Here is a 19,795-nt window from a genome sequence, read left to right as displayed (position 1 = left end):
ATGCTGGAAACAGTCGTAGTCGTTTTTCATCTGCTGGGTGCGTTGGGCGTAGTTGCTCTGGTATTGCTGCAGCAGGGTAAAGGTGCGGATGCTGGCGCGTCTTTCGGAGCAGGTGCTTCAAATACTGTGTTCGGAAGCCAAGGTTCCTCTACCTTTCTTAGTAAGTTTACTGCTATACTTGCCGCCGGTTTCTTCATAACCAGCTTGGGGTTAGGTTACTTTGCTAAAGAGAAGGCTCATCAGCTGACTCAAGTAGGTTTGCCAAACCCGGCAGTGTTGGAAGTTCCAAAGCAACAACCGGCTTCTGATGATGTACCGGTGCTTCAAGAGCAAAAGTCGGCTACTCCAGCGACTGACGTGCCTCCAGCTCAAGAGCAAAAGTAAGAAGGGTTTCAAACGTAGTATTGCCGAGGTGGTGGAATTGGTAGACACGCAACCTTGAGGTGGTTGTGCCCATAGGGTGTAGGGGTTCGAGTCCCCTTCTCGGTACCAATTATCAGGAGAGCCCGCTGTTGCGGGCTTTCTTGTAGGTGGAAGGTTACATTGACCCTGTCAGGGATCGGTCGTATACTTCCGCCCCAGCTTTGTCGCGGGGTGGAGCAGTCTGGTAGCTCGTCGGGCTCATAACCCGAAGGTCGTCGGTTCAAATCCGGCCCCCGCAACCAGTTTAAGGAGCCCCTTTTAAGGGGCTTTTTGTTAGCTGGACACTTTCAACGCCGCTGTTCGACGGCGTTTCAAGGATGGGCGTTTCGCCCATTTTTTTATTTTGCACAGCATGCACATACATGCACGAGGGGGTTCAGGTGTCGAGCAAGCTAGAAGAGTTGCAGGCCTTGCTGGCCCCGGTGGTCGTGGCCCTAGGCTATGAATGCTGGGGTATTGAGTTTTCGGCTCAAGGTCGCCACTCAATGTTGCGCGTTTATATCGATAAAGAGGGCGGTGTGCTGGTGGACGATTGTGCCATTGTCAGCCGTCAGATCAGTGGTGTTCTGGATGTTGAAGATCCAATCGCCGTTGAATACACCCTTGAAGTTTCCTCGCCTGGCATGGAACGCCCGCTGTTCACTATTGAGCAGTTTGCAAAATTTGCCGGTGAACAAGTGAAGATCAAGCTGCGCTCGCCTTTTGAAGGCCGACGCAACTTTCAGGGCCTTCTGCGCGGTGTAGAAGAGCAGGACGTCGTGGTGCAGGTAGAAGACCATGAGTTCCTGTTGCCGATCGATATGATCGACAAGGCCAACATTATTCCCAGTTTTGACTGAGACGCGGATCCCGCGGATCCAATGGCTTGCGAAAGGCGAGGCGTACGATGAGCAAAGAAGTACTGCTGGTTGTTGAGTCGGTATCCAATGAAAAGGGCGTACCGGCAAACGTAATTTTTGAAGCGCTGGAGCTGGCTCTGGCCACTGCTACCAAAAAACGTTTTGAGGACGAAGTCGATCTGCGTGTGGAAATCAATCGCCACACCGGTGCTTACGAGACTTTCCGTCGCTGGACTGTTGTCGAAGAAGCAGACCTGGACGATCCGGCCATCGAAACCTGGCCGAGCAAGGTTGCAGAAACGCATCCTGGTGCTCAGGTTGGTGATGTAGTCGAAGAAAAGATCGAATCCATCGAGTTCGGCCGCATCGCTGCACAGACTGCCAAGCAAGTCATCGTGCAGAAAGTTCGCGAAGCCGAGCGCGCTCAAGTGGTTGATGCCTATCGCGAGCGCCTGGGAGAAATCATCTCCGGCACCGTGAAGAAAGTGACCCGCGACAACGTGATCGTCGACCTGGGCAACAACGCCGAAGCGTTGCTGGCTCGTGAAGACATCATTTCTCGCGAAACCTTCCGGGTTGGCGTGCGTCTGCGTGCGCTGCTCAAGGAAATCCGCACCGAGAACCGCGGCCCGCAGCTGATCCTGTCGCGTACTGCGCCGGAAATGCTGATCGAGTTGTTCCGCATCGAAGTGCCGGAAATCGCTGAAGGCCTGATCGAAGTAATGGCTGCGTCCCGTGATCCGGGTTCGCGCGCCAAGATCGCGGTCCGCTCCAAGGACAAACGCATCGACCCGCAAGGCGCTTGCATCGGTATGCGCGGTTCGCGCGTCCAGGCAGTGTCGGGTGAGTTGGGCGGTGAGCGTGTGGACATCGTCCTGTGGGACGACAACCCGGCTCAGTTTGTGATCAATGCAATGTCGCCGGCTGAAGTGGCGGCAATTATCGTTGACGAAGATGCCCATGCAATGGACATCGCCGTTGGCGCAGACAATCTGGCTCAGGCCATTGGTCGGGGTGGTCAGAACGTGCGTCTGGCTAGCCAGTTGACTGGCTGGACCCTGAACGTGATGACCGAATCGGACATCCAGGCTAAGCAGCAAGCAGAAACCGGCGACATCCTGCGCAACTTCATCGACGAGCTGGAAGTCGACGAAGACCTGGCACAGGTGCTGGTAGATGAAGGCTTTACCAGCCTGGAAGAGATTGCCTACGTACCGTTGGAAGAAATGCTCAACATCGACGGCTTTGACGAAGAAACCGTCAACGAGCTTCGCGCTCGCGCCAAGGATCGTTTGTTGACCAAAGCCATCGCTACTGAGGAAAAGCTGGCAGACGCCCATCCGGCCGAAGACCTGCTCTCGCTTGAGGGTATGGACAAGGATTTGGCGATGGAACTGGCGGTGCGCGGCGTAATTACCCGCGAAGACCTGGCCGAGCAGTCTATTGACGACCTGCTCGACATCGACGGCATTGACGATGATCGTGCCGGCAAGTTGATCATGGCCGCCCGAGCCCACTGGTTCGAGTAATTAGGCGCGGCCTGAGGAGAGAAGTGCATGACGCAAGTCACGGTGAAACAACTGGCCGATGAGGTCAAAACACCGGTAGAGCGCCTGTTGCAGCAGATGCGTGAGGCAGGTCTGCCGCACACCGCCGCCGAAGAACATGTGACTGACAGTGAGAAGCAATCTTTGCTGACTCACTTGAAAAGCAGCCACAAGGCGAAAGTGGAAGAACCACGCAAGATCACACTGCAGCGTAAAACCACCAGCACCCTGCGTGTTGCTGGCAGCAAAAGCATCAGTGTTGAAGTACGTAAAAAGAAAGTTTTCGTACAGCGCAGCCCGGAAGAAATCGAAGCCGAGCGCAAACGCGAACTGGAAGAACGTCGCGCAGTAGAAAATGCTGCACGTCAGAAGGCTGAAGAAGAAGCCAAGCGTCGCGCCGAAGAAGAAGCGCGTCGCCAGCCAGCTGCTGCGCAATCCGCTACTAACGACGCCGTTGCAGCACCTGCTGCAGTTGCCGAGCCAGTACGTGAAAGCGCGCCGGTTGTGGCTGCTGCACCAGCGCCGTCTGCCGATGTTCGCAACAAGCAGAACGAGCAGCGCCGTCCGGACAAACCACGTGCCGACGATAACAGTCGTCGTGGCAGTGGCGATGGTGAGCGCAAAAACGCTCCGCATCGTGCTTCGGTCAAAGAGAAAGCGCCTGCTCCACGCGTTGCCCCACGTACTACCGACGAAGAAAGCGATGGCTTCCGTCGTGGTGGTCGCGGCAAGGCCAAGCTGAAGAAGCGCAACGCTCACGGTTTCCAGAGCCCAACCGGCCCTGTAGTGCGCGAAGTGAAGATCGGCGAGACCATCACTGTTGGCGATCTCGCCCAGCAGATGTCGGTCAAGGCTGCTGAAATCATCAAGTTCATGTTCAAACTGGGTACTCCAGCGACCATCAACCAGGTACTGGATCAGGAAACTGCCCAACTGGTTGCTGAAGAGCTGGGCCACAAAGTGACCCTGGTCAGCGACACTGCCCTGGAAGATTCCCTGGCCGAGTCCCTGAAGTTTGAAGGTGAAGCGTTCTCCCGTGCTCCAGTCGTGACCGTAATGGGCCACGTTGACCACGGTAAGACCTCGCTGCTCGACTATATCCGTCGTGCCAAGGTAGCTGCTGGCGAAGCCGGCGGTATCACCCAGCACATCGGTGCGTACCACGTTGAAACTGATCGCGGCATGGTCACGTTCCTCGATACCCCGGGTCACGCTGCGTTTACCGCAATGCGTGCTCGTGGTGCCAAGGCGACTGACATCGTGATCCTGGTAGTTGCAGCGGACGACGGCGTGATGCCGCAGACCATTGAAGCTGTCCAGCACGCCAAGGCTGCCGGTGTTCCTCTGGTAGTTGCAGTGAACAAAATCGACAAGCCGGGCGCTGATCTCGATCGCATCCGTAGCGAACTGTCGGTTCACGGCGTGACTTCGGAAGAGTGGGGCGGTGACACTCCGTTCGTATCGGTTTCGGCGAAAGTCGGTACTGGCGTGGACGAGTTGCTTGAAGCTGTTCTGCTGCAAGCTGAAGTTCTGGAACTGAAAGCGACTCCTTCGGCTCCTGGTCGTGGCGTCGTGGTTGAATCGCGTCTCGACAAAGGTCGTGGCCCGGTTGCTACCGTTCTGGTTCAAGACGGCACCCTGCGCCAAGGCGACATGGTGCTGGTCGGTTCGAACTATGGCCGCGTTCGCGCCATGCTCGACGAGAACGGCAAGCCAATCAAAGAAGCCGGTCCTTCCATCCCTGTCGAGATTCTCGGCCTGGACGGTACCCCGGACGCTGGCGACGAGATGAGCGTAGTTGCTGACGAGAAGAAAGCCCGTGAAGTGGCTCTGTTCCGTCAAGGCAAGTTCCGCGAAGTCAAACTGGCCCGTGCTCACGCCGGCAAGCTTGAAAACATCTTCGAGAACATGGGTCAGGAAGAGAAGAAGACGCTCAACATCGTCCTCAAATCCGACGTCCGTGGTTCGCTGGAAGCGTTGAACGGTGCCTTGAACGGCCTGGGTAACGACGAAGTGCAAGTGCGTGTTGTCGGTGGCGGTGTCGGTGGTATCACCGAGTCCGACGCCAACCTGGCACTGGCCTCCAACGCTGTACTGTTCGGCTTCAACGTGCGTGCCGATGCTGGCGCTCGCAAGATCGTCGAGCAGGAAGGTCTGGATATGCGTTACTACAACGTGATCTACGACATCATCGAAGACGTCAAGAAAGCCCTCACCGGTATGCTGGGCAGCGATGTTCGCGAGAACATCCTGGGTACCGCTGAAGTGCGTGACGTGTTCCGTTCGCCGAAGTTTGGCGCGATCGCCGGTTGCATGGTTATCGAAGGTGTTGTTCACCGTAACCGTCCAATCCGTGTACTGCGTGAAGACATCGTTATCTTCGAAGGCGAGCTGGAATCCCTGCGCCGCTTCAAGGATGACGCTTCCGAAGTACGTGCCGGCATGGAATGCGGTATCGGCGTGAAGAGCTACAACGACGTCAAAGTCGGTGACAAGATCGAAGTCTTCGAGAAGGTTCAGGTTGCTCGCAGCCTCTAACTCGCGCACTTCAAGGGCCACGATGAGCCGCCGCATGCAGATGCGCAGCGCAGCGTCAGGACTCTAAACGCAACGCCCGGTCTGGCTTTTGTCAGGCCGGGCGTTTGCCGCTTTCAGACCCCATGGGTTTCACCGTGTGGCAGTAACAGGTAACAAGACATGGCAAAAGAATACAGCCGTACCCAACGTATCGGCGATCAGATGCAGCGTGAGCTGGCACAGCTGATCCGTCGTGAAGTCAAAGACCCGCGCGTCGGCCTGGTCACCATTACCGCTGTTGAAGTCAGCCGTGACGTCGGTCACGCCAAGATCTTCATCACCGTGATGGGGCAAGACAACGCTGAAGACATCGCGCAAAGCATCAAGGTGCTCAACTCCGCTGCCGGTTTCCTGCGCATGCAGTTGGCTCGCGAAATGAAGTTGCGCAGCGTTCCACAGTTGCACTTCCACTACGACGAAAGCGTCGTGCGTGGTGCTCATCTGTCGGCATTGATCGAACGTGCGGTAGCTGAAGACAATCAGCATCCGGTTGCGGCAGAAGCCGAAGACACCAAGGAGTAATCGGTGGCTCAGGTCAAACGTATCCGTCGTAACGTCAGCGGCATCATCCTGCTCGACAAGCCATTGGGGTTCACCTCCAATGCGGCGTTGCAGAAGGTTCGCTGGCTGCTGAACGCCGAGAAGGCCGGGCACACCGGCAGTCTCGACCCGCTGGCCACCGGCGTGTTGCCGTTGTGCTTCGGTGAGGCCACCAAGTTTTCGCAATACCTGCTCGATTCCGACAAGGGTTACGAAACCCTGGCGCAACTGGGCAAGACCACCACCACGGCCGATGCCGAGGGTGAAGTTTTGCTGGAGCGCCCGGTGACCGTTGGTCGCGCCGATGTCGAAGCGGTACTGCCAAAATTTCGTGGGCAAATCAGCCAGATACCGCCCATGTACTCGGCGCTCAAGCGTGATGGCCAGCCGTTGTACAAGCTGGCCCGGGCAGGTGAAGTAGTGGAGCGCGAACCGCGTTCTGTTACTATTACGCGCTTGGAATTACTGGCCTTTGAAGGTGATACTGCGCGGCTTGCAGTGGATTGCACCAAAGGTACCTATATCCGCACCCTGGTGGAGGATATCGGTGAGCAACTCGGTTGTGGCGCATACGTTGCTGAGCTGCGACGTACCCAGGCCGGGCCTTTCACGCTGGCACAGACAGTCACGCTGGAAGAGTTGGAAGCAGTACATGCCGAAGGCGGCAACGAAGCGGTCGACCGCTTTTTGATGCCTTCGGACAGCGGCCTGCTGGATTGGCCTCTGTTGCAGTTCTCGGAGCACAGCTCGTTCTACTGGCTTAACGGCCAACCGGTACGAGCCCCGGATGCACCGAAGTTCGGCATGGTACGGGTACAGGATCACAATGGTCGCTTCATCGGTATCGGTGAAGTGAGCGAAGACGGGCGCATCGCGCCGCGTCGACTGATTCGGTCAGAATGACCGGACGAGGGTGGCTGTTAACAGGCACGGTCACTACTCATTTTTAGATACAGGGATTTGTCCCTGGCCTGTTGAAACTGTTTTTTTGAAACAGTTTCCTGATAAAAGGATTGCCTCATGGCTCTCGACGTTCAAGAAAAAGCTCAAATCGTAGCTGACTACCAGCAAGCTGTTGGTGACACTGGTTCGCCAGAAGTGCAAGTTGCACTGCTGACCCACAACATCAACAAGCTGCAAGGTCACTTCAAGGCCAACGGTAAAGATCACCACTCCCGTCGTGGTCTGATCCGCATGGTAAACCAGCGTCGTAAGCTGCTGGACTACCTGAAAGGCAAGGATCTGGGCCGTTACCAGGCTCTGATCGGTCGCCTGGGTCTGCGTCGCTAATAAGCGATTGCGCTAGAGGTTGGTTGTCTGTCGTACGTCAGTGGGTTTCCCGCTGGCGCATGGCAGGCTCCCAGCCTCAAGTTTTATCTGGATACCTGCTTTACCTGGACAATGACAGTCGGGCCGATTCCCGGCGTTGCCCAAGAATTTCGCAAGAAGACAAGTTCCCCAAGAGCCACAAAAGAAGGTAGGACACCGTGAACCCGGTAATCAAAAAATTCCAGTTCGGTCAGTCGACCGTTACCCTCGAGACTGGCCGTATCGCCCGTCAGGCCTCCGGCGCAGTATTGGTCACCGTTGACGACGACGTCAGCGTATTGGTGACTGTGGTCGGCGCCAAGCAAGCCGATCCAGGCAAGGGCTTCTTCCCTCTGTCTGTTCACTACCAGGAAAAAACTTACGCTGCCGGTAAGATCCCTGGCGGTTTCTTCAAGCGTGAAGGCCGTCCTTCCGAGAAAGAAACCCTGACTTCCCGACTGATCGACCGTCCGATCCGTCCGCTGTTCCCAGAAGGTTTCATGAACGAAGTGCAGGTTGTCTGCACCGTTGTTTCCACCAGCAAGAAGACCGATCCGGACATCGCTGCGATGATCGGTACCTCGGCTGCGCTGGCCATCTCCGGCATCCCTTTCGATGGCCCGATCGGCGCTGCCCGCGTTGCGTTCCACGAAAGCACCGGCTACCTGCTGAACCCGACTTACGAACAACTGAAAGCGTCGAGCCTGGACATGGTCGTTGCCGGTACTTCGGAAGCCGTGTTGATGGTTGAATCGGAAGCCAAAGAGCTGACCGAAGACCAGATGCTGGGCGCGGTACTGTTTGCTCACGACGAGTTCCAGGTGGTGATCAACGCCGTTAAAGAACTGGCCGCTGAAGCTGCCAAGCCGACCTGGACCTGGGCTCCTGCGCCTGAAGCCACTGCTCTGCTGGGCGCTATCCGTGCCGAGTTCGGCGACGCGATCTCCCAGGCTTACACCATCACCATCAAGGCCGACCGTTACGCTCGTCTGGGCGAACTGAAAGACCAGGTGGTTGCCAAGCTGTCCGGCGAAGAAGGTCAACCGACTTCCGCTGAAGTCAAAGCTGCTTTCGGCGAAATCGAATACCGCACCGTTCGCGAAAACATCGTTAACGGCAAGCCACGTATCGACGGCCGCGACACCAAGACCGTACGTCCGCTGAACATCGAAGTTGGCGTTCTGCCGAAGACCCACGGTTCGGCTCTGTTCACCCGTGGCGAAACCCAGGCTCTGGTTGTTGCAACACTGGGCACCGCCCGTGACGCACAGCTGCTGGACACCCTGGAAGGCGAGAAAAAAGACCCGTTCATGCTGCACTACAACTTCCCTCCGTTCTCGGTAGGTGAGTGTGGTCGCATGGGTGGCGCTGGTCGTCGTGAAATCGGTCACGGCCGTCTGGCTCGTCGTTCGGTTCAGGCCATGCTGCCTGCTGCTGACGTGTTCCCGTACACCATCCGTGTTGTGTCGGAAATCACCGAGTCCAACGGTTCGAGCTCCATGGCTTCGGTCTGCGGCGCTTCCCTGGCTCTGATGGATGCCGGTGTTCCGATGAAGGCACCGGTTGCCGGTATCGCCATGGGTCTGGTTAAAGAAGGCGAGAAATTCGCCGTCCTGACCGACATCCTGGGTGACGAAGACCACTTGGGCGACATGGACTTCAAAGTAGCGGGTACCGCCAAAGGTGTGACCGCGCTGCAGATGGACATCAAGATCAAAGGCATCACCGAAGAAATCATGGAAATCGCTCTGGGCCAAGCCCTGGAAGCGCGCCTGAACATCCTCGGTCAGATGAACCAGATCATTGGCCAGTCGCGTACCGAGCTGTCGGAAAACGCTCCGACCATGATCGCGATGAAAATCGACACCGACAAAATCCGTGATGTCATCGGTAAAGGCGGCGCGACCATTCGTGCGATCTGTGAAGAGACCAAGGCTTCGATCGACATCGAAGACGACGGCTCGATCAAGATCTTCGGCGAAACCAAAGAAGCTGCTGAAGCTGCACGTCAGCGCGTTCTGGGCATCACCGCAGAAGCTGAAATCGGCAAGATCTACGTCGGTAAGGTTGAGCGCATCGTCGACTTCGGCGCATTCGTCAACATCCTGCCGGGCAAGGACGGTCTGGTTCACATCTCGATGCTGAGCGACGCTCGCGTAGAGAAAGTGACCGACATCCTGAAAGAAGGCCAGGAAGTGGAAGTACTGGTACTGGACGTGGACAACCGCGGCCGTATCAAGCTGTCCATCAAAGACGTAGCAGCAGCCAAGGCTTCGGGCGTTTAATCACTCCCCACGCCTGACCGCTTCAACGTTGTAAAAAATGCCCCGCAGTGAAAGCTGCGGGGCATTTTTTTGCCTGCGAAAAAATGATGCGAGCCATGAAGTTGCCTGACCCCAAAGTCAGTGCTAGGTTTAGCCCACTGCCCGTGTAGCTCAGTTGGTAGAGCAGCGCACTCGTAACGCGAAGGTCGCAGGTTCGATTCCTGTCTCGGGCACGAGCGACACGTTGTTTTCAGATGATCCCGAATGGTTCTGAAGGCCAGACAAACCGGGCTTCAAACGGTTTTTTTGCGTCAGAGAGATCCTTGATGATCCAGATCCATCTTCCATTCCTCAGATCAAAGAGAACGCCATGACCGTTAAAGAATTGACCCAAGAAGCCAGACACGCAGAAGCGCTGAAGAAGTATTTGCTGGATTCGCCCCAGCTAGCCGAAGAAATCAAGGACCTGCCCGCCGACGATCAGAAAGACCAGATCCAGTGGGCATTCGAGGATGAGGCAGAGTCCCAGGGCTTGCAGCCGTGGGAACTGACGCTCAAGTACACCTCAACGCCTGAAGAGTTCGAGGCTGCGCGCCTTGTTCTGCACAAGGAGGCTGCCGAGGTGTTGGGCGTCGAGTGGGAAGAGTACTGCGAGATGAATAATCTGGTGGTCTGACCTGTGGGAGCGGGCTTGCTCGCGAAAGCGGTGAGTCAGGCGACAATTGCGTCGACTGACACGCCCTCTTCGCGAGCAAGCCCGCTCCCACCTTTGAAACGGGCGTTTCTCAATCAAAGGCTCAGGCGCATCGACAGATCGACAGCCTTCACATCCTTGGTCATCGCACCAATCGAGATGTAATCCACCCCGGTCTCGGCGATCGGTAGCAGCGTGCTTTCGTTGATACCGCCGCTGGCCTCCAGTTTCGCCTGGCCTGCGTTCAGACGCACGGCTTCGCGCATGTCATCCAGACTCAATTCATCGAGCATGATGATGTCGGCACCGGCCGCCAGGGCTTCCTTCAGCTCGTCCAGGTTTTCCACTTCGATCTCCACCGGTTTGCCCGGGGCAATCTTGTGCGCGGCTTTGATGGCCTCCGGGATGCCACCGCAGGCGGCAATATGGTTTTCCTTGATCAGGAAGGCGTCGTACAGGCCGATGCGGTGGTTATGGCACCCGCCGCAGGTCACGGCGTACTTCTGCGCCAGGCGCAGCCCCGGCAAGGTTTTACGGGTGTCGAGCAACTTCACCTGAGTCTCGGCAACGTAATCCGCCAGGTACTGCGCGCGCGTGGCCACGCCAGACAGCAACTGCAGAAAGTTCAGTGCACTGCGTTCGCCCGTCAGTAGCGAGCGCGCCGGGCCTTCGAGGTGGAACAGCACCTGATTGGGTTTCACCCGCTCGCCATCGCGCACCTCCCAGTGCACCGCAACACGTGGGTCCAGTTGCCGAAACACTGCATCAACCCAGGCTGTGCCGCAGATGACGGCAGCGTCGCGGGTGATGATCGTGGCTTTGGCCAGGCGTTCGGCCGGGATCAGCTGAGCGGTGATGTCGCCGCTGCCGATGTCTTCGAGCAACGCACGGCGCACGTTGGCTTCGATTTCGGCGGTCAAATCGGCGAGACGTAGATTCGGCATAACGGACTCCACAAACAAAGTGGCCCGATTATAGGGCCATGAAGCTGGGCAACCCAAGGCATCAGAGGCGTTCCCATCGCTCTGTGACCTGCATTTGGTCGATTCGCCTGAGCAATTGGCACTCAGTCAGCGTTTGTCATAAGCGTCTATTTCAATGGGAAACGCAGAGTCTGCTGGTAGAGGGGACATCTTTTGCAAGATAATCCGCCTTGCTTTTGACGTCATGGCTTTGACGTGGATTTGGATTGACGACTTCGAAGACTCACCTTTTCAGGAGGCCTGAATGCACAACGACGGGAATGTAGTGCCTTTGCACAAGGTCGCTACCGACCAGGCGACTCTCTCGCCGCTCGCCCGCCTGCCTGTGATTCTGCTTCAGGTTCGCGACAAGGCCGCTCAACAGCTCAGGCATGGCTTGCAAGAACTGTTCGATAACGCCGACGACACGCTGTTCGAAATGGCCGACCGGGCCCGCAATGACGTCGAACAAAATCTCTTCTTCGAAGCCATGCGCGACTTGCGCCTCAAGCGCAAAAACATCGAACGCGGCTTTCTCGAGCAATTCTTCGCGGCTTTTGTCAGCCTTACCCAGTACGACATCGCTCAATCTGCCTTGCCCCAGACGTTGGCCTTCGACGCCTCGGTGGCGCTGCCCGATGACGACGTGGAGCGCAGCGTGGCAGTGGAGGCGATGGTCAGCAAAGTGCTGAACCGCGACGGCTTCGCCCTGGACCAACTGACCGCCCGACTCAGCGCACTGTTGGGCAGGGAACTGCTCGATCAGCACAATCCCATGGGGCCGGCGATGCTCTGCGAGTACTTTATGCAGGCCGGGCGCAACCTGGGGGTGGAGATCAAGGTCAAGCTGATCATCCTCAAACTGTTCGAGCGCTATGTGCTCAGGGATGCCAATCAGCTCTACACCGAAGCCAATCAGTTGCTGAGCGCCACCGGTGTTCTGCCTGACCTTAAGCCCGCGCCTGCGCGTCGTGCCACGGATCGTGTAGCGGCCAGCGTCGGAGCTGAACCCGCACAGGCCAACACTCGCGCCAGTGGCCCGCCGACCGACGACAGCGTGCAGGAAGTCTTCGCGGCGTTGCAGGAGTTGCTGCTTCACGTGCGTGGCAGTGTCGCGCCGACCCTTGAAGCCAGTGCCCAGACACAGCCGATTTCCACCCGTGATCTCATGCGCCTGCTCTCGCACTTGCAGCAATATGTGCCGGCGCCGGAAGCCCAGGACGACTTCGATCTGCGAAACCAGCTCGAACAACTGCTGACCCGGGTCAGCGTCAAAAGTGGCAAGTCACGCGTGGTCGGGGTGGCTGACGAAGACGTGATCAACCTGATCGCCATGCTCTTCGAATGTATCCTCGATGACCGCAACCTGCCGGATTCGCTCAAGGCGTTGATCGGCCGTTTGCAGATCCCGATGCTGAAAGTGGCGGTGATCGACAAGAGCTTCTTTAGCCGCAGCAGTCACCCGGCCCGACGCCTGCTCAATGAAATCGCCACCGCCGCCATGGGCTGGGGTGAGTGCGATGACCATGAACGCGACAGCCTGTATCTGCGCATCGAGCAAGTGGTGCAACGGTTGCTGAACGATTTTGTCGATGACCCGGCGGTCTTTTCCGAGTTGCTCGCGGATTTTCTCGCCTTCACCAGCGATGAGCGCCGTCGCAGTGAGCTGCTGGAGCAACGTACCCGTGACGCCGAAGAAGGCCGCGCCAGGACTGAGCTGGCCCGTCAGTGCGTCGAGCAGGTGCTGAACCAGGCCTTGTTGGGCAAAGTATTGCCGCAGCGGGTGGTGGTGTTTGTCCAGGAAGCGTGGAGCCAGGTGCTGCTGCTGACCTGTCTCAAGCACGGCGATCAGTCGGCCGAGTGGCACGCCGATGTGCAGTCCATGGAGCAATTGATCTGGAGCGTGCAACGTCATGATGAATCCGATGCGAGCCTGCGCTTGCTGGCACTGGTGCCTGGATTGCTCAAGTCGTTGCGCGACGGGCTGAGCAGTTCGGCCTTCGATCCGTTCGCCACCAGCGAATTTTTCAGTGAGCTCGAAGCCTTGCACGTTCAGCTGTTCGAACGACCAGGGCAAAAGCTTGAACGGCCTGTCGATACGCCGGTAATGGTCGAAGTGCGGCAGGAAGTCGTCCTGCGAACCGCCGACGAAGGTCCGGTCGATGCGGCGTCAGTGCGCTTGCCGGAAGACGATGCCGGCCTGCTTCAGGTCGATCAACTGCGCTTGGGGTGCTGGGTCGAGTTTCAGGAAGACGAAGAAAACACCCTTCGCTGCAAGCTGGCGGCGATCATTGAAGCCACCGGTAAGTACATTTTCGTCAACCGCACCGGGATGAAAGTGCTGGAGCGCAGCCGTACCGGTCTGGCACTGGAATTCCGTCGTGGCGCGGTGCGCGCGCTGGACGACACTTTGCTGTTCGACCGGGCGCTGGAGTCAGTGATCGGCACCCTGCGGCGCCTCAATCACGGCAAGTGATCGCGCCCCGAGGGTCTATCGCGGCATACTGGGCGCCTACACAGTCGTCGTTGAAGGAACCTGTATGCAGTTGGACCCCGCGAGCGGTTGGTGTCAGGGCGTAGATATTTGCCCCTCGCCCAACTTCAATGCGCGCCCCTCGGACGAAATTTCCCTGCTGGTGATCCACAACATCAGTTTGCCGCCTGCGCAATTCGCCACCGGCAAGGTGCAGGAATTTTTCCAGAATCGTCTGGATGTCACGGAGCACCCCTATTTTGAAGGGATCGCCGACCTGCGCGTGTCTGCGCACTTTCTGATCGAACGTGACGGCACCGTCACTCAGTTTGTCTCTTGTCTTGAGCGTGCCTGGCATGCCGGCGTCTCGAGTTTCGAAGGGCGGGAAACCTGTAACGATTTTTCCGTGGGCATTGAACTTGAAGGCACGGATGATCTGCCGTTCACCGATGCTCAGTATCAAGCGTTGACGACCCTGACCCGGCAGCTGCAAAGCGCGTTCACGGCCATTACCGCACAGCGCATTTGCGGGCATAGCGACATTGCACCCGGGCGTAAAACCGATCCTGGGCCTGCGTTCGACTGGGCACGCTATCGCGCCGCCCTGGCAAAAGAGGAACAACAATGAGTTTTCTGGTGTTGCTGTTGGCGGTCTGGATCGAGAAGTTCTCGGCCCTGCGTCATCGAATTCAGCGCGATGGTGGATGGGTTCGCGAGCTGAACAAGCTTGAGGTCAGTCCGCGTCTGGCGAAAAGTCCGTGGCTGATCCTGGTGATCCTGGTGTTGTTGCCGGTGGCACTGCTGGGTTTGCTGCTCCTGGTACTGGACCCGGTGGCTTACGGTCTGCTGGCGTTGCCGGTGCATCTGCTGGTGGTGATTTACAGTCTGGGCCGCGGTGATCTGCTGGCCGGTCTCGGGCCGTTTCGCGATGCCTGGCGCCGGGAAGACCTGCAAGCGGCCGCTCATGTGGCGAACCGCGACCTGGGTATTTGTGCCGATAGCGGCGAACAATTGCTGGAACGGGTCGAAGGGCATCTGCTGTGGGAGGCTTACCAGAGCTTTTTCGCGGTGATTTTCTGGTACTTCCTGCTGGGGCCGGTCGCAGCCCTGAGCTATCGACTGCTGGCCCTGGCCGAAGAACACGGGCAGACCCCGGCCGTGGTCGAGCGCGCCGCAAAACTGCGTCATGCGTTCGACTGGGTGCCGGTGCGTCTGCTGGCAGCGAGTTTTGCGTTGGTCGGCAACTTTGTCGCGGTCGGCCGGGTGATGCTGCACGAACTGCTGAACTGGAACATCAGCGCCGCCCAATTGATCGAGAAAGTCGGGCTGGTGGCCGGTGAAATCCCGGCGCCGGTGGTCGGGCCTGATGGCATCAACAGCCTCGACCGGATCTGGGAACTGCTGCTGCGCGCGGCGGTGCTCTGGTACGCCGGTTTTGCGCTGTGGACCGTCCTTCCGTAAGCACGCTGAACCCCTGTAGCTGTGTTGAGGGGATAAATCCCCTCGCCACAGGGATATCAATCGTCCCAAGTGGGCGTCTCGCCGTTAACCTTAAGTTACAAAACCTCCCGTCGATTTAGGCTATACAGAGACAGCGCCGAATAGTGGCTATCTGCTCTCGACCCGCGCCTGCGAATAAAAATAAGAAATCAAAGGGAGACTTCCAGTGAAGAGCTTGCTCTATCCCGCCGTGGCGCTGATGAACCGCCTGAGCTTTGGCATGAAGTTCAGCCTGATCAGCGTGCTGTTCCTTGTGCCGATGTTGGTGACCAACTTCTATCTGGTGCGCGATTCTTATCGAGAATTCCAGGGCACCCGGATCGAGCTGCAGAGCCTTGATCTACTGGGCAGCAGCCTGACGTTACGACGCGATCTGGAAACCCTGAACAACCTGGTGCAGATCAACGTCACCCTTGGTCAGTCCGGCAAGGCCGGCAATGTCGAGTCGCAGATCAGTACCGTGGGGCAAAATGTGCTGACCCGTTTGCAAGGGCTGACGGCGATGACCGCTGACCCTGAGCAAATCATGGTTTTCGATGGCAAGCGCGATGAAATGATCGCCGCGTTCAAGGCCCAGCAAACGGAAAACTCCCTGCAAAGCAAAAGCGCGATGATCGGCAAGTTGCTCGGTAACGCACAAATTTTCAGCCAGATTATCGCCAGTCAGGCCGGCCTCAGCCGCGACCCCCAGAGCGACATGCGCCAGCTGAGCGAACTCATTACCAATGTCACCCCGCCCGTGACCCAGCTTCTGGGCGAAGGCCGGGCGATGGGTTCTTTTTCGCTGGGGCAGGGCTTTCTCAACTCGGCATCGAGCACCCGTTTTGATGAGTTGCTGGCGCAGATCGAAAAACTGCAGGCCGAATATGCCCTGAAGTTACAGGACGCGCTGGGCTCCAGCAAAGCGGCACGGGAAACCCTGGCCGCTCAGGCCGATATCAGCAAGGCATCGTTGAAAAAGGCCAGTGAACTGTTCGAAGAGCAGGTCGTGATGGCCGACACGCTGGATGCGCCGTGGCAGGGGTTTTACGATCAAGTCACGGGCCTGATGGACCAGACCTACCAACTCAATGAAGCCACCCTGAAGTTTCTCGGCACCCAGTTGCAACAGCGACTGGAGCAGAACCGCACCCACATGGTCTTGCAGGCCATGGCGTTGTCGGTGGTGTTTGTGCTGATTTTTTACCTTTACGGCGGCTTCTACGCCTCGACCCGCACCACCCTCAAGCGTCTTGGCGCGGTGATGGACAAGGTCGCGGCCGGCGACATGACGGTGACCTTCAGCGCTAACAGCCGCGATGAACTGGGCGAGTTGGGCGAGGTGTTCAACGGCACCGTGAAGAAAATCCACGACCTGATCGAGCGGGTCGGCCAGACCGTCAGTGAGGTCGAGCGCCAGGCCGGGCAGGTGGAGAACGTTTCCGCCCAGAGCAACCAGGCGGTGGCGGGGCAGCGCACGCAGATCGAGCAGGTCGCCACGGCCATGAACCAGATGTCCGCGACGTCCCTTGAGGTGGCACGCAGTGCCGCGGCAGCGGTCAGCAGCGCTCATAGCGTCAACGATGAGACCATCAGCGGTCGCGGGCTGGTGGAATCCCAGCAGGGCAGCATCGCGGCACTGGCCAGTGAGATCGACCAGTCGGTGCTGGTGATCAACCAACTGGCCAGCGACAGCCAGTCCATCAGCCGTGTGCTGGAGGTGATCAAGAGCATCGCTGAACAGACCAACCTCTTGGCGCTCAACGCGGCCATCGAAGCCGCTCGGGCCGGTGAGCAGGGTCGTGGTTTTGCGGTAGTGGCGGACGAGGTCCGGACCCTGGCCAAGCGCACCCAGCAATCGACCGAGGAAATCGAGCAGATGATCGCCAAGCTGCACAGCGGTGTTGGCGCTGCGGTGAAGGCGATGGGGACCAGTCATCAAATGGCCAACGGCACGGTGGGGCAGTCGGAAAAGGTTCAGCAAGCGCTGGAAAACATCCTCGGTGCCGTCGGCATGATCGTCGATCAGAACCAGCAAATCGCCGCCGCAGTAGAGCAGCAGACCGCCGTGGCCCACGACATCGACCAGAATATTGTGGAAATCAACCGCGCCGGTGAGCGTACCGCCGAAGGTGCACACCAGACCGAGGATGCCAGTCGCGCATTGTCGGCTCAGGTGGTGGAGCTCAAGCAGCTGATCAGCGCGTTCCGGGTCTGAAACCACCCCGGCACACCTGTGGGAGCGAGCCTGCTCGCGAAAGCGGTCTGTCAGTCGACATCAATGTTGAGTGATAGACCGATTCGCGAGCAGGCTCGCTCCCACAGGTTTTTATGCTCCGTCTGTAGTATTTTTTCCCTTTGTTTGTGGCGTTTTTCCTGTTTTCCTCCACCGTCTGGTTTTTGGTCTTTAATGAAGGAAGATCAATCACTTGGACCCGCCCTGAGGAGGCTCGGTAATGTCAGCTGTAACGATTGGAATCCAGGGTCATTGCGCTCATTGCGGGAGCACACTCCTGCTCAAACCCTGGCAACTCAACGCCATTGCGATCAACGAAGCGTTCGCGTGTTCCCACTGCCAGAAAGCGCTACAACTGAACGATCCGAAACAGATCAAGCGCTTCAAGTCCCTCGACTCACTGGCATTGTTGCGGGCCAGCACATCGCTCATGGTTTGCACCGCGTTGCTGGTGGCGTTGGTGGCGGAATGGATCGGGATATTCAGCGTCGTGGAGCAGCTGAATTTTTCGCTGTTGGCGATTTTCGTCTACTTCGCCGTCATGCGGATTGCCCGGCACCGATACCACATGACGCTGACGCTGGAAGCCGCCAAGGCCCACGCCGACTGATTACCAGTTGAACAGCTCACAAGCGTTGGCCGTGCTGGCGGCGGCCAATTGTTCGGGGCTGATCGCCATGATCCCCGCCAGTGCCGAGCAGATGGCCGGCAGATGCGCCGGGCTGTTGCGTTGGCCGGGGAACATGGCGGGCGCCATGTCCGGAGAATCGGTTTCCAGTACCACCGATTCAAGCGGCAACTCGGCCAGCACACGATGCATGCGCAGGGCCTGAGGCCAGGTCGCGGCACCGCCCAGGCCCAGTTTGAAACCGAGCTTGATGTATTCGCGGGCTTCTTCTTTGCTGCCGGCGAAGGCGTGAATGATCCCCGCACGTTTCAAGCGAAACCGCTTGAGCGTGGCAATCACCGCCGCATGGCTGCGTCGCACATGAATCAGCGCCGGAAGATTGAAGTCCGCCGCCAGTTGCAGCTGCGCATCGAACAGTGCCTGTTGGCGTTCACGGTCCAGGGTTTCGATAAAGTAATCCAGACCGATCTCGCCCACCGCGCACAACTGCCGATGACCCGCCAACCGGGTCAGCCAATCACCCAGTTCGTGTAAGTCTTCAGGGCGATGATCATCCAGATACACCGGGTGCAGGCCGAACGCCGCATACAGGTCGGGATCGCTTTGCACCAGATCCCAGACCCGCTGCCAATTGCCCTGATATACCCCCAGCACCACCATCCGCCGCACTCCAAGAGCGCGGCTCTCGGCCAACAACGCCGTGCGATCCTCGTCGAAGTCCGGAAAATCCAGATGAGTGTGGCTGTCGATCAGCTCCACGGTTCAGTCCTGGCGAATACGCTGCTTGAAGGTCCGCGCGATGGCCTGCACGCCGGGTCGGTAATCCGATTGCTCGATGGCGGCGAGGGCCAGTTCCAGCGCTTTGTCGGCGATGAGCTGATGCTGCTGGGCCATGGCGTTGACCGGCAGCGGCAGGAAATCCAGCAACTGCGTGTCGCCAAAGGTGCCGAGGCGCAGCGGGCGGGTTTTGAGCGGGAAGTCGTGCAAGGCATCGAATACGCCCTGAAGCAGCACGTAGGACGTGGTCAGCAGCGCATCCGGCAAATGGCCCAGACGCTGTAGCAGTTCTTCCATCAACTGTTTGCCACATTCACGGCTGAACGACTCGCCGTGTTCGATCAGTACCTCGCCTTTGAACCCGTCCAACGCGTCTTTGAAACCGCCCGCCCGCTCCTGGCTGATGCTCAGTTCGGGGCGTGCGCCGATCAGTGCGATCTGTTTGGGCAGCGGGTCCAGTAGACTGCGGGTCAGTTGCAGGCTGGCCTCGCGGTCATCACTGATCACCGAACAGAAATGTTCAGGCTCCATGACCCGGTCGATCGCGATGATCGGAATGCCCTTGGCCTGCAATTGGCGGTAGCTGTCATCGCCGGACGGCAGGCAACTGGCAACGATCAATGCATCGCAGCGCCGGGCCCGGAACAGTTTCAGCAATTGCCGTTCGCTGTCTGGCGCATCGTCGGAACTGGCGATCAGCAGCTGATAGCCGCGAGCTCGGGCGCCTTGTTCCAGCAGTTTGGCGATGCGCGCGTAACTGGGGTTTTCCAGGTCCGGCAGAATGAAACCCAAGGTGCGGGTGTGCCGACTGCGCAGCCCGGCAGCTTGGGGGTTGGGCGTAAAGCCATGTTGTTCGACGACCGCGCGCACGCGCTCGACGGTGGCACTGCTGATACGTTGTTGTTCTGCCTTGCCATTGATGACGTAGCTGGCGGTGGTAACGGACACACCGGCCAACTGGGCGATATCACTGAGTTTCAACCCGGTTTTTCCTTGTTTTTTCGAGCTTGCCTCGACATTTTCGCCAATCCTACCCGATTAAGGCAGA

Annotated in this window: 17 protein-coding genes and 3 tRNA genes; 17 read left to right on the top strand and 3 right to left on the bottom strand. The window is 58.2% G+C overall.

What is annotated here, in order from left to right:
- The 12 genes from secG (at window position 1) to KW848_RS22280 (ending at window position 10,174) form a co-directional block, all read left to right on the top strand.
- Window positions 1-384 (top strand): preprotein translocase subunit SecG, encoded by a 384-nt coding sequence (gene secG, locus KW848_RS22335; RefSeq protein ID WP_017336473.1) that lies wholly within the window; start codon window positions 1-3, stop codon window positions 382-384.
- A 22-nt stretch (window positions 385-406) separates the two neighbouring features.
- Window positions 407-492: transfer RNA gene (locus KW848_RS22330), tRNA-Leu, on the top strand.
- Between the two features lie 96 nt (window positions 493-588).
- Window positions 589-665, top strand: a tRNA-Met gene (locus KW848_RS22325).
- Window positions 666-803: 138 nt separating this feature from the next.
- Window positions 804-1,262: a ribosome maturation factor RimP gene (gene rimP / locus KW848_RS22320; RefSeq protein WP_010463487.1), complete on the top strand. Its 459-nt coding sequence runs from the start codon at window positions 804-806 to the stop codon at window positions 1,260-1,262.
- 47 nt (window positions 1,263-1,309) lie between these two features.
- The gene (gene nusA, locus KW848_RS22315; RefSeq protein WP_008024459.1) at window positions 1,310-2,791 is read left to right on the top strand and encodes a transcription termination factor NusA; all 1,482 of its coding nucleotides are present in this window, start codon (window positions 1,310-1,312) and stop codon (window positions 2,789-2,791) included.
- A gap of 27 nt (window positions 2,792-2,818) precedes the next feature.
- Window positions 2,819-5,347, top strand: coding sequence for a translation initiation factor IF-2 (gene infB / locus KW848_RS22310; protein ID WP_008149017.1), 2,529 nt, complete (start codon window positions 2,819-2,821; stop codon window positions 5,345-5,347).
- 159 nt (window positions 5,348-5,506) lie between these two features.
- Entirely contained in the window at window positions 5,507-5,908 is a 402-nt protein-coding gene (gene rbfA / locus KW848_RS22305) for a 30S ribosome-binding factor RbfA (RefSeq protein WP_008149016.1), read from the top strand.
- Between the two features lie 3 nt (window positions 5,909-5,911).
- Window positions 5,912-6,829: a tRNA pseudouridine(55) synthase TruB gene (gene truB / locus KW848_RS22300; RefSeq protein WP_074873678.1), complete on the top strand. Its 918-nt coding sequence runs from the start codon at window positions 5,912-5,914 to the stop codon at window positions 6,827-6,829.
- Between the two features lie 117 nt (window positions 6,830-6,946).
- On the top strand, window positions 6,947-7,216 hold the full coding sequence (gene rpsO, locus KW848_RS22295; protein WP_003176135.1) for a 30S ribosomal protein S15: 270 nt from the start codon (window positions 6,947-6,949) through the stop codon (window positions 7,214-7,216).
- Between the two features lie 197 nt (window positions 7,217-7,413).
- Window positions 7,414-9,519: a polyribonucleotide nucleotidyltransferase gene (gene pnp / locus KW848_RS22290; protein ID WP_111450462.1), complete on the top strand. Its 2,106-nt coding sequence runs from the start codon at window positions 7,414-7,416 to the stop codon at window positions 9,517-9,519.
- A gap of 139 nt (window positions 9,520-9,658) precedes the next feature.
- A tRNA-Thr gene (locus tag KW848_RS22285) sits at window positions 9,659-9,731 on the top strand.
- Between the two features lie 137 nt (window positions 9,732-9,868).
- Window positions 9,869-10,174, top strand: coding sequence for a DUF6388 family protein (locus tag KW848_RS22280; protein ID WP_111450461.1), 306 nt, complete (start codon window positions 9,869-9,871; stop codon window positions 10,172-10,174).
- A 113-nt stretch (window positions 10,175-10,287) separates the two neighbouring features.
- Here KW848_RS22280 and nadC read toward each other — a convergent pair whose 3' ends face one another.
- Window positions 10,288-11,136, bottom strand: a complete 849-nt coding sequence (gene nadC, locus KW848_RS22275; RefSeq protein WP_218538063.1) for a carboxylating nicotinate-nucleotide diphosphorylase — start codon at window positions 11,134-11,136, stop codon at window positions 10,288-10,290.
- Between the two features lie 283 nt (window positions 11,137-11,419).
- On the opposite strand from nadC, the gene KW848_RS22270 reads away from it, so the two are divergent.
- From KW848_RS22270 to KW848_RS22250, 5 genes are all read left to right on the top strand, one after another.
- Window positions 11,420-13,630: a DUF1631 domain-containing protein gene (locus tag KW848_RS22270; RefSeq protein WP_218538062.1), complete on the top strand. Its 2,211-nt coding sequence runs from the start codon at window positions 11,420-11,422 to the stop codon at window positions 13,628-13,630.
- 64 nt (window positions 13,631-13,694) lie between these two features.
- Window positions 13,695-14,255, top strand: coding sequence for a 1,6-anhydro-N-acetylmuramyl-L-alanine amidase AmpD (ampD, locus tag KW848_RS22265; protein WP_008149001.1), 561 nt, complete (start codon window positions 13,695-13,697; stop codon window positions 14,253-14,255).
- On the top strand, window positions 14,252-15,088 hold the full coding sequence (gene ampE / locus KW848_RS22260; protein WP_218538061.1) for a regulatory signaling modulator protein AmpE: 837 nt from the start codon (window positions 14,252-14,254) through the stop codon (window positions 15,086-15,088). The genes ampD and ampE overlap by 4 nt, the downstream gene beginning before the upstream one ends.
- A 205-nt stretch (window positions 15,089-15,293) precedes the next feature.
- Entirely contained in the window at window positions 15,294-17,324 is a 2,031-nt protein-coding gene (locus tag KW848_RS22255) for a methyl-accepting chemotaxis protein (protein ID WP_218538060.1), read from the top strand.
- Window positions 17,325-17,562: 238 nt separating this feature from the next.
- Window positions 17,563-17,952: a hypothetical protein gene (locus KW848_RS22250; RefSeq protein ID WP_218538059.1), complete on the top strand. Its 390-nt coding sequence runs from the start codon at window positions 17,563-17,565 to the stop codon at window positions 17,950-17,952.
- Here the strand turns inward: KW848_RS22250 and KW848_RS22245 are convergent, their stop codons facing one another.
- Together KW848_RS22245 and cra are read right to left on the bottom strand one after the other, a co-directional pair.
- Entirely contained in the window at window positions 17,953-18,729 is a 777-nt protein-coding gene (locus KW848_RS22245) for a TatD family hydrolase (protein ID WP_123365231.1), read from the bottom strand. It abuts the gene before it with no gap.
- A gap of 3 nt (window positions 18,730-18,732) precedes the next feature.
- Window positions 18,733-19,728, bottom strand: coding sequence for a catabolite repressor/activator (cra, locus tag KW848_RS22240; RefSeq protein WP_218538058.1), 996 nt, complete (start codon window positions 19,726-19,728; stop codon window positions 18,733-18,735).
- Window positions 19,729-19,795 lie beyond the last annotated feature (67 nt).

This window comes from Pseudomonas sp. PDM25, from assembly GCF_019219045.1.
Classification (GTDB): Bacteria; Pseudomonadota; Gammaproteobacteria; order Pseudomonadales; family Pseudomonadaceae; genus Aquipseudomonas.
The sequence above is the reverse complement of the archived record's forward strand: the minus strand, read 5'-3'. Positions and strand labels throughout refer to the sequence as shown.

Coding starts and splice junctions, on each gene's coding strand:
- secG (WP_017336473.1), top strand. CDS start 1: ATGCTGGAAACAGTCGTAGTCGTTTTTCATCTGCTGGGTGCGTTGGGC.
- nusA (WP_008024459.1), top strand. CDS start 1,310: ATGAGCAAAGAAGTACTGCTGGTTGTTGAGTCGGTATCCAATGAAAAG.
- infB (WP_008149017.1), top strand. CDS start 2,819: ATGACGCAAGTCACGGTGAAACAACTGGCCGATGAGGTCAAAACACCG.
- rbfA (WP_008149016.1), top strand. CDS start 5,507: ATGGCAAAAGAATACAGCCGTACCCAACGTATCGGCGATCAGATGCAG.
- rpsO (WP_003176135.1), top strand. CDS start 6,947: ATGGCTCTCGACGTTCAAGAAAAAGCTCAAATCGTAGCTGACTACCAG.
- KW848_RS22280 (WP_111450461.1), top strand. CDS start 9,869: ATGACCGTTAAAGAATTGACCCAAGAAGCCAGACACGCAGAAGCGCTG.
- nadC (WP_218538063.1), bottom strand. CDS start 11,136: ATGCCGAATCTACGTCTCGCCGATTTGACCGCCGAAATCGAAGCCAAC.
- KW848_RS22270 (WP_218538062.1), top strand. CDS start 11,420: ATGCACAACGACGGGAATGTAGTGCCTTTGCACAAGGTCGCTACCGAC.
- ampD (WP_008149001.1), top strand. CDS start 13,695: ATGCAGTTGGACCCCGCGAGCGGTTGGTGTCAGGGCGTAGATATTTGC.
- ampE (WP_218538061.1), top strand. CDS start 14,252: ATGAGTTTTCTGGTGTTGCTGTTGGCGGTCTGGATCGAGAAGTTCTCG.
- KW848_RS22250 (WP_218538059.1), top strand. CDS start 17,563: ATGTCAGCTGTAACGATTGGAATCCAGGGTCATTGCGCTCATTGCGGG.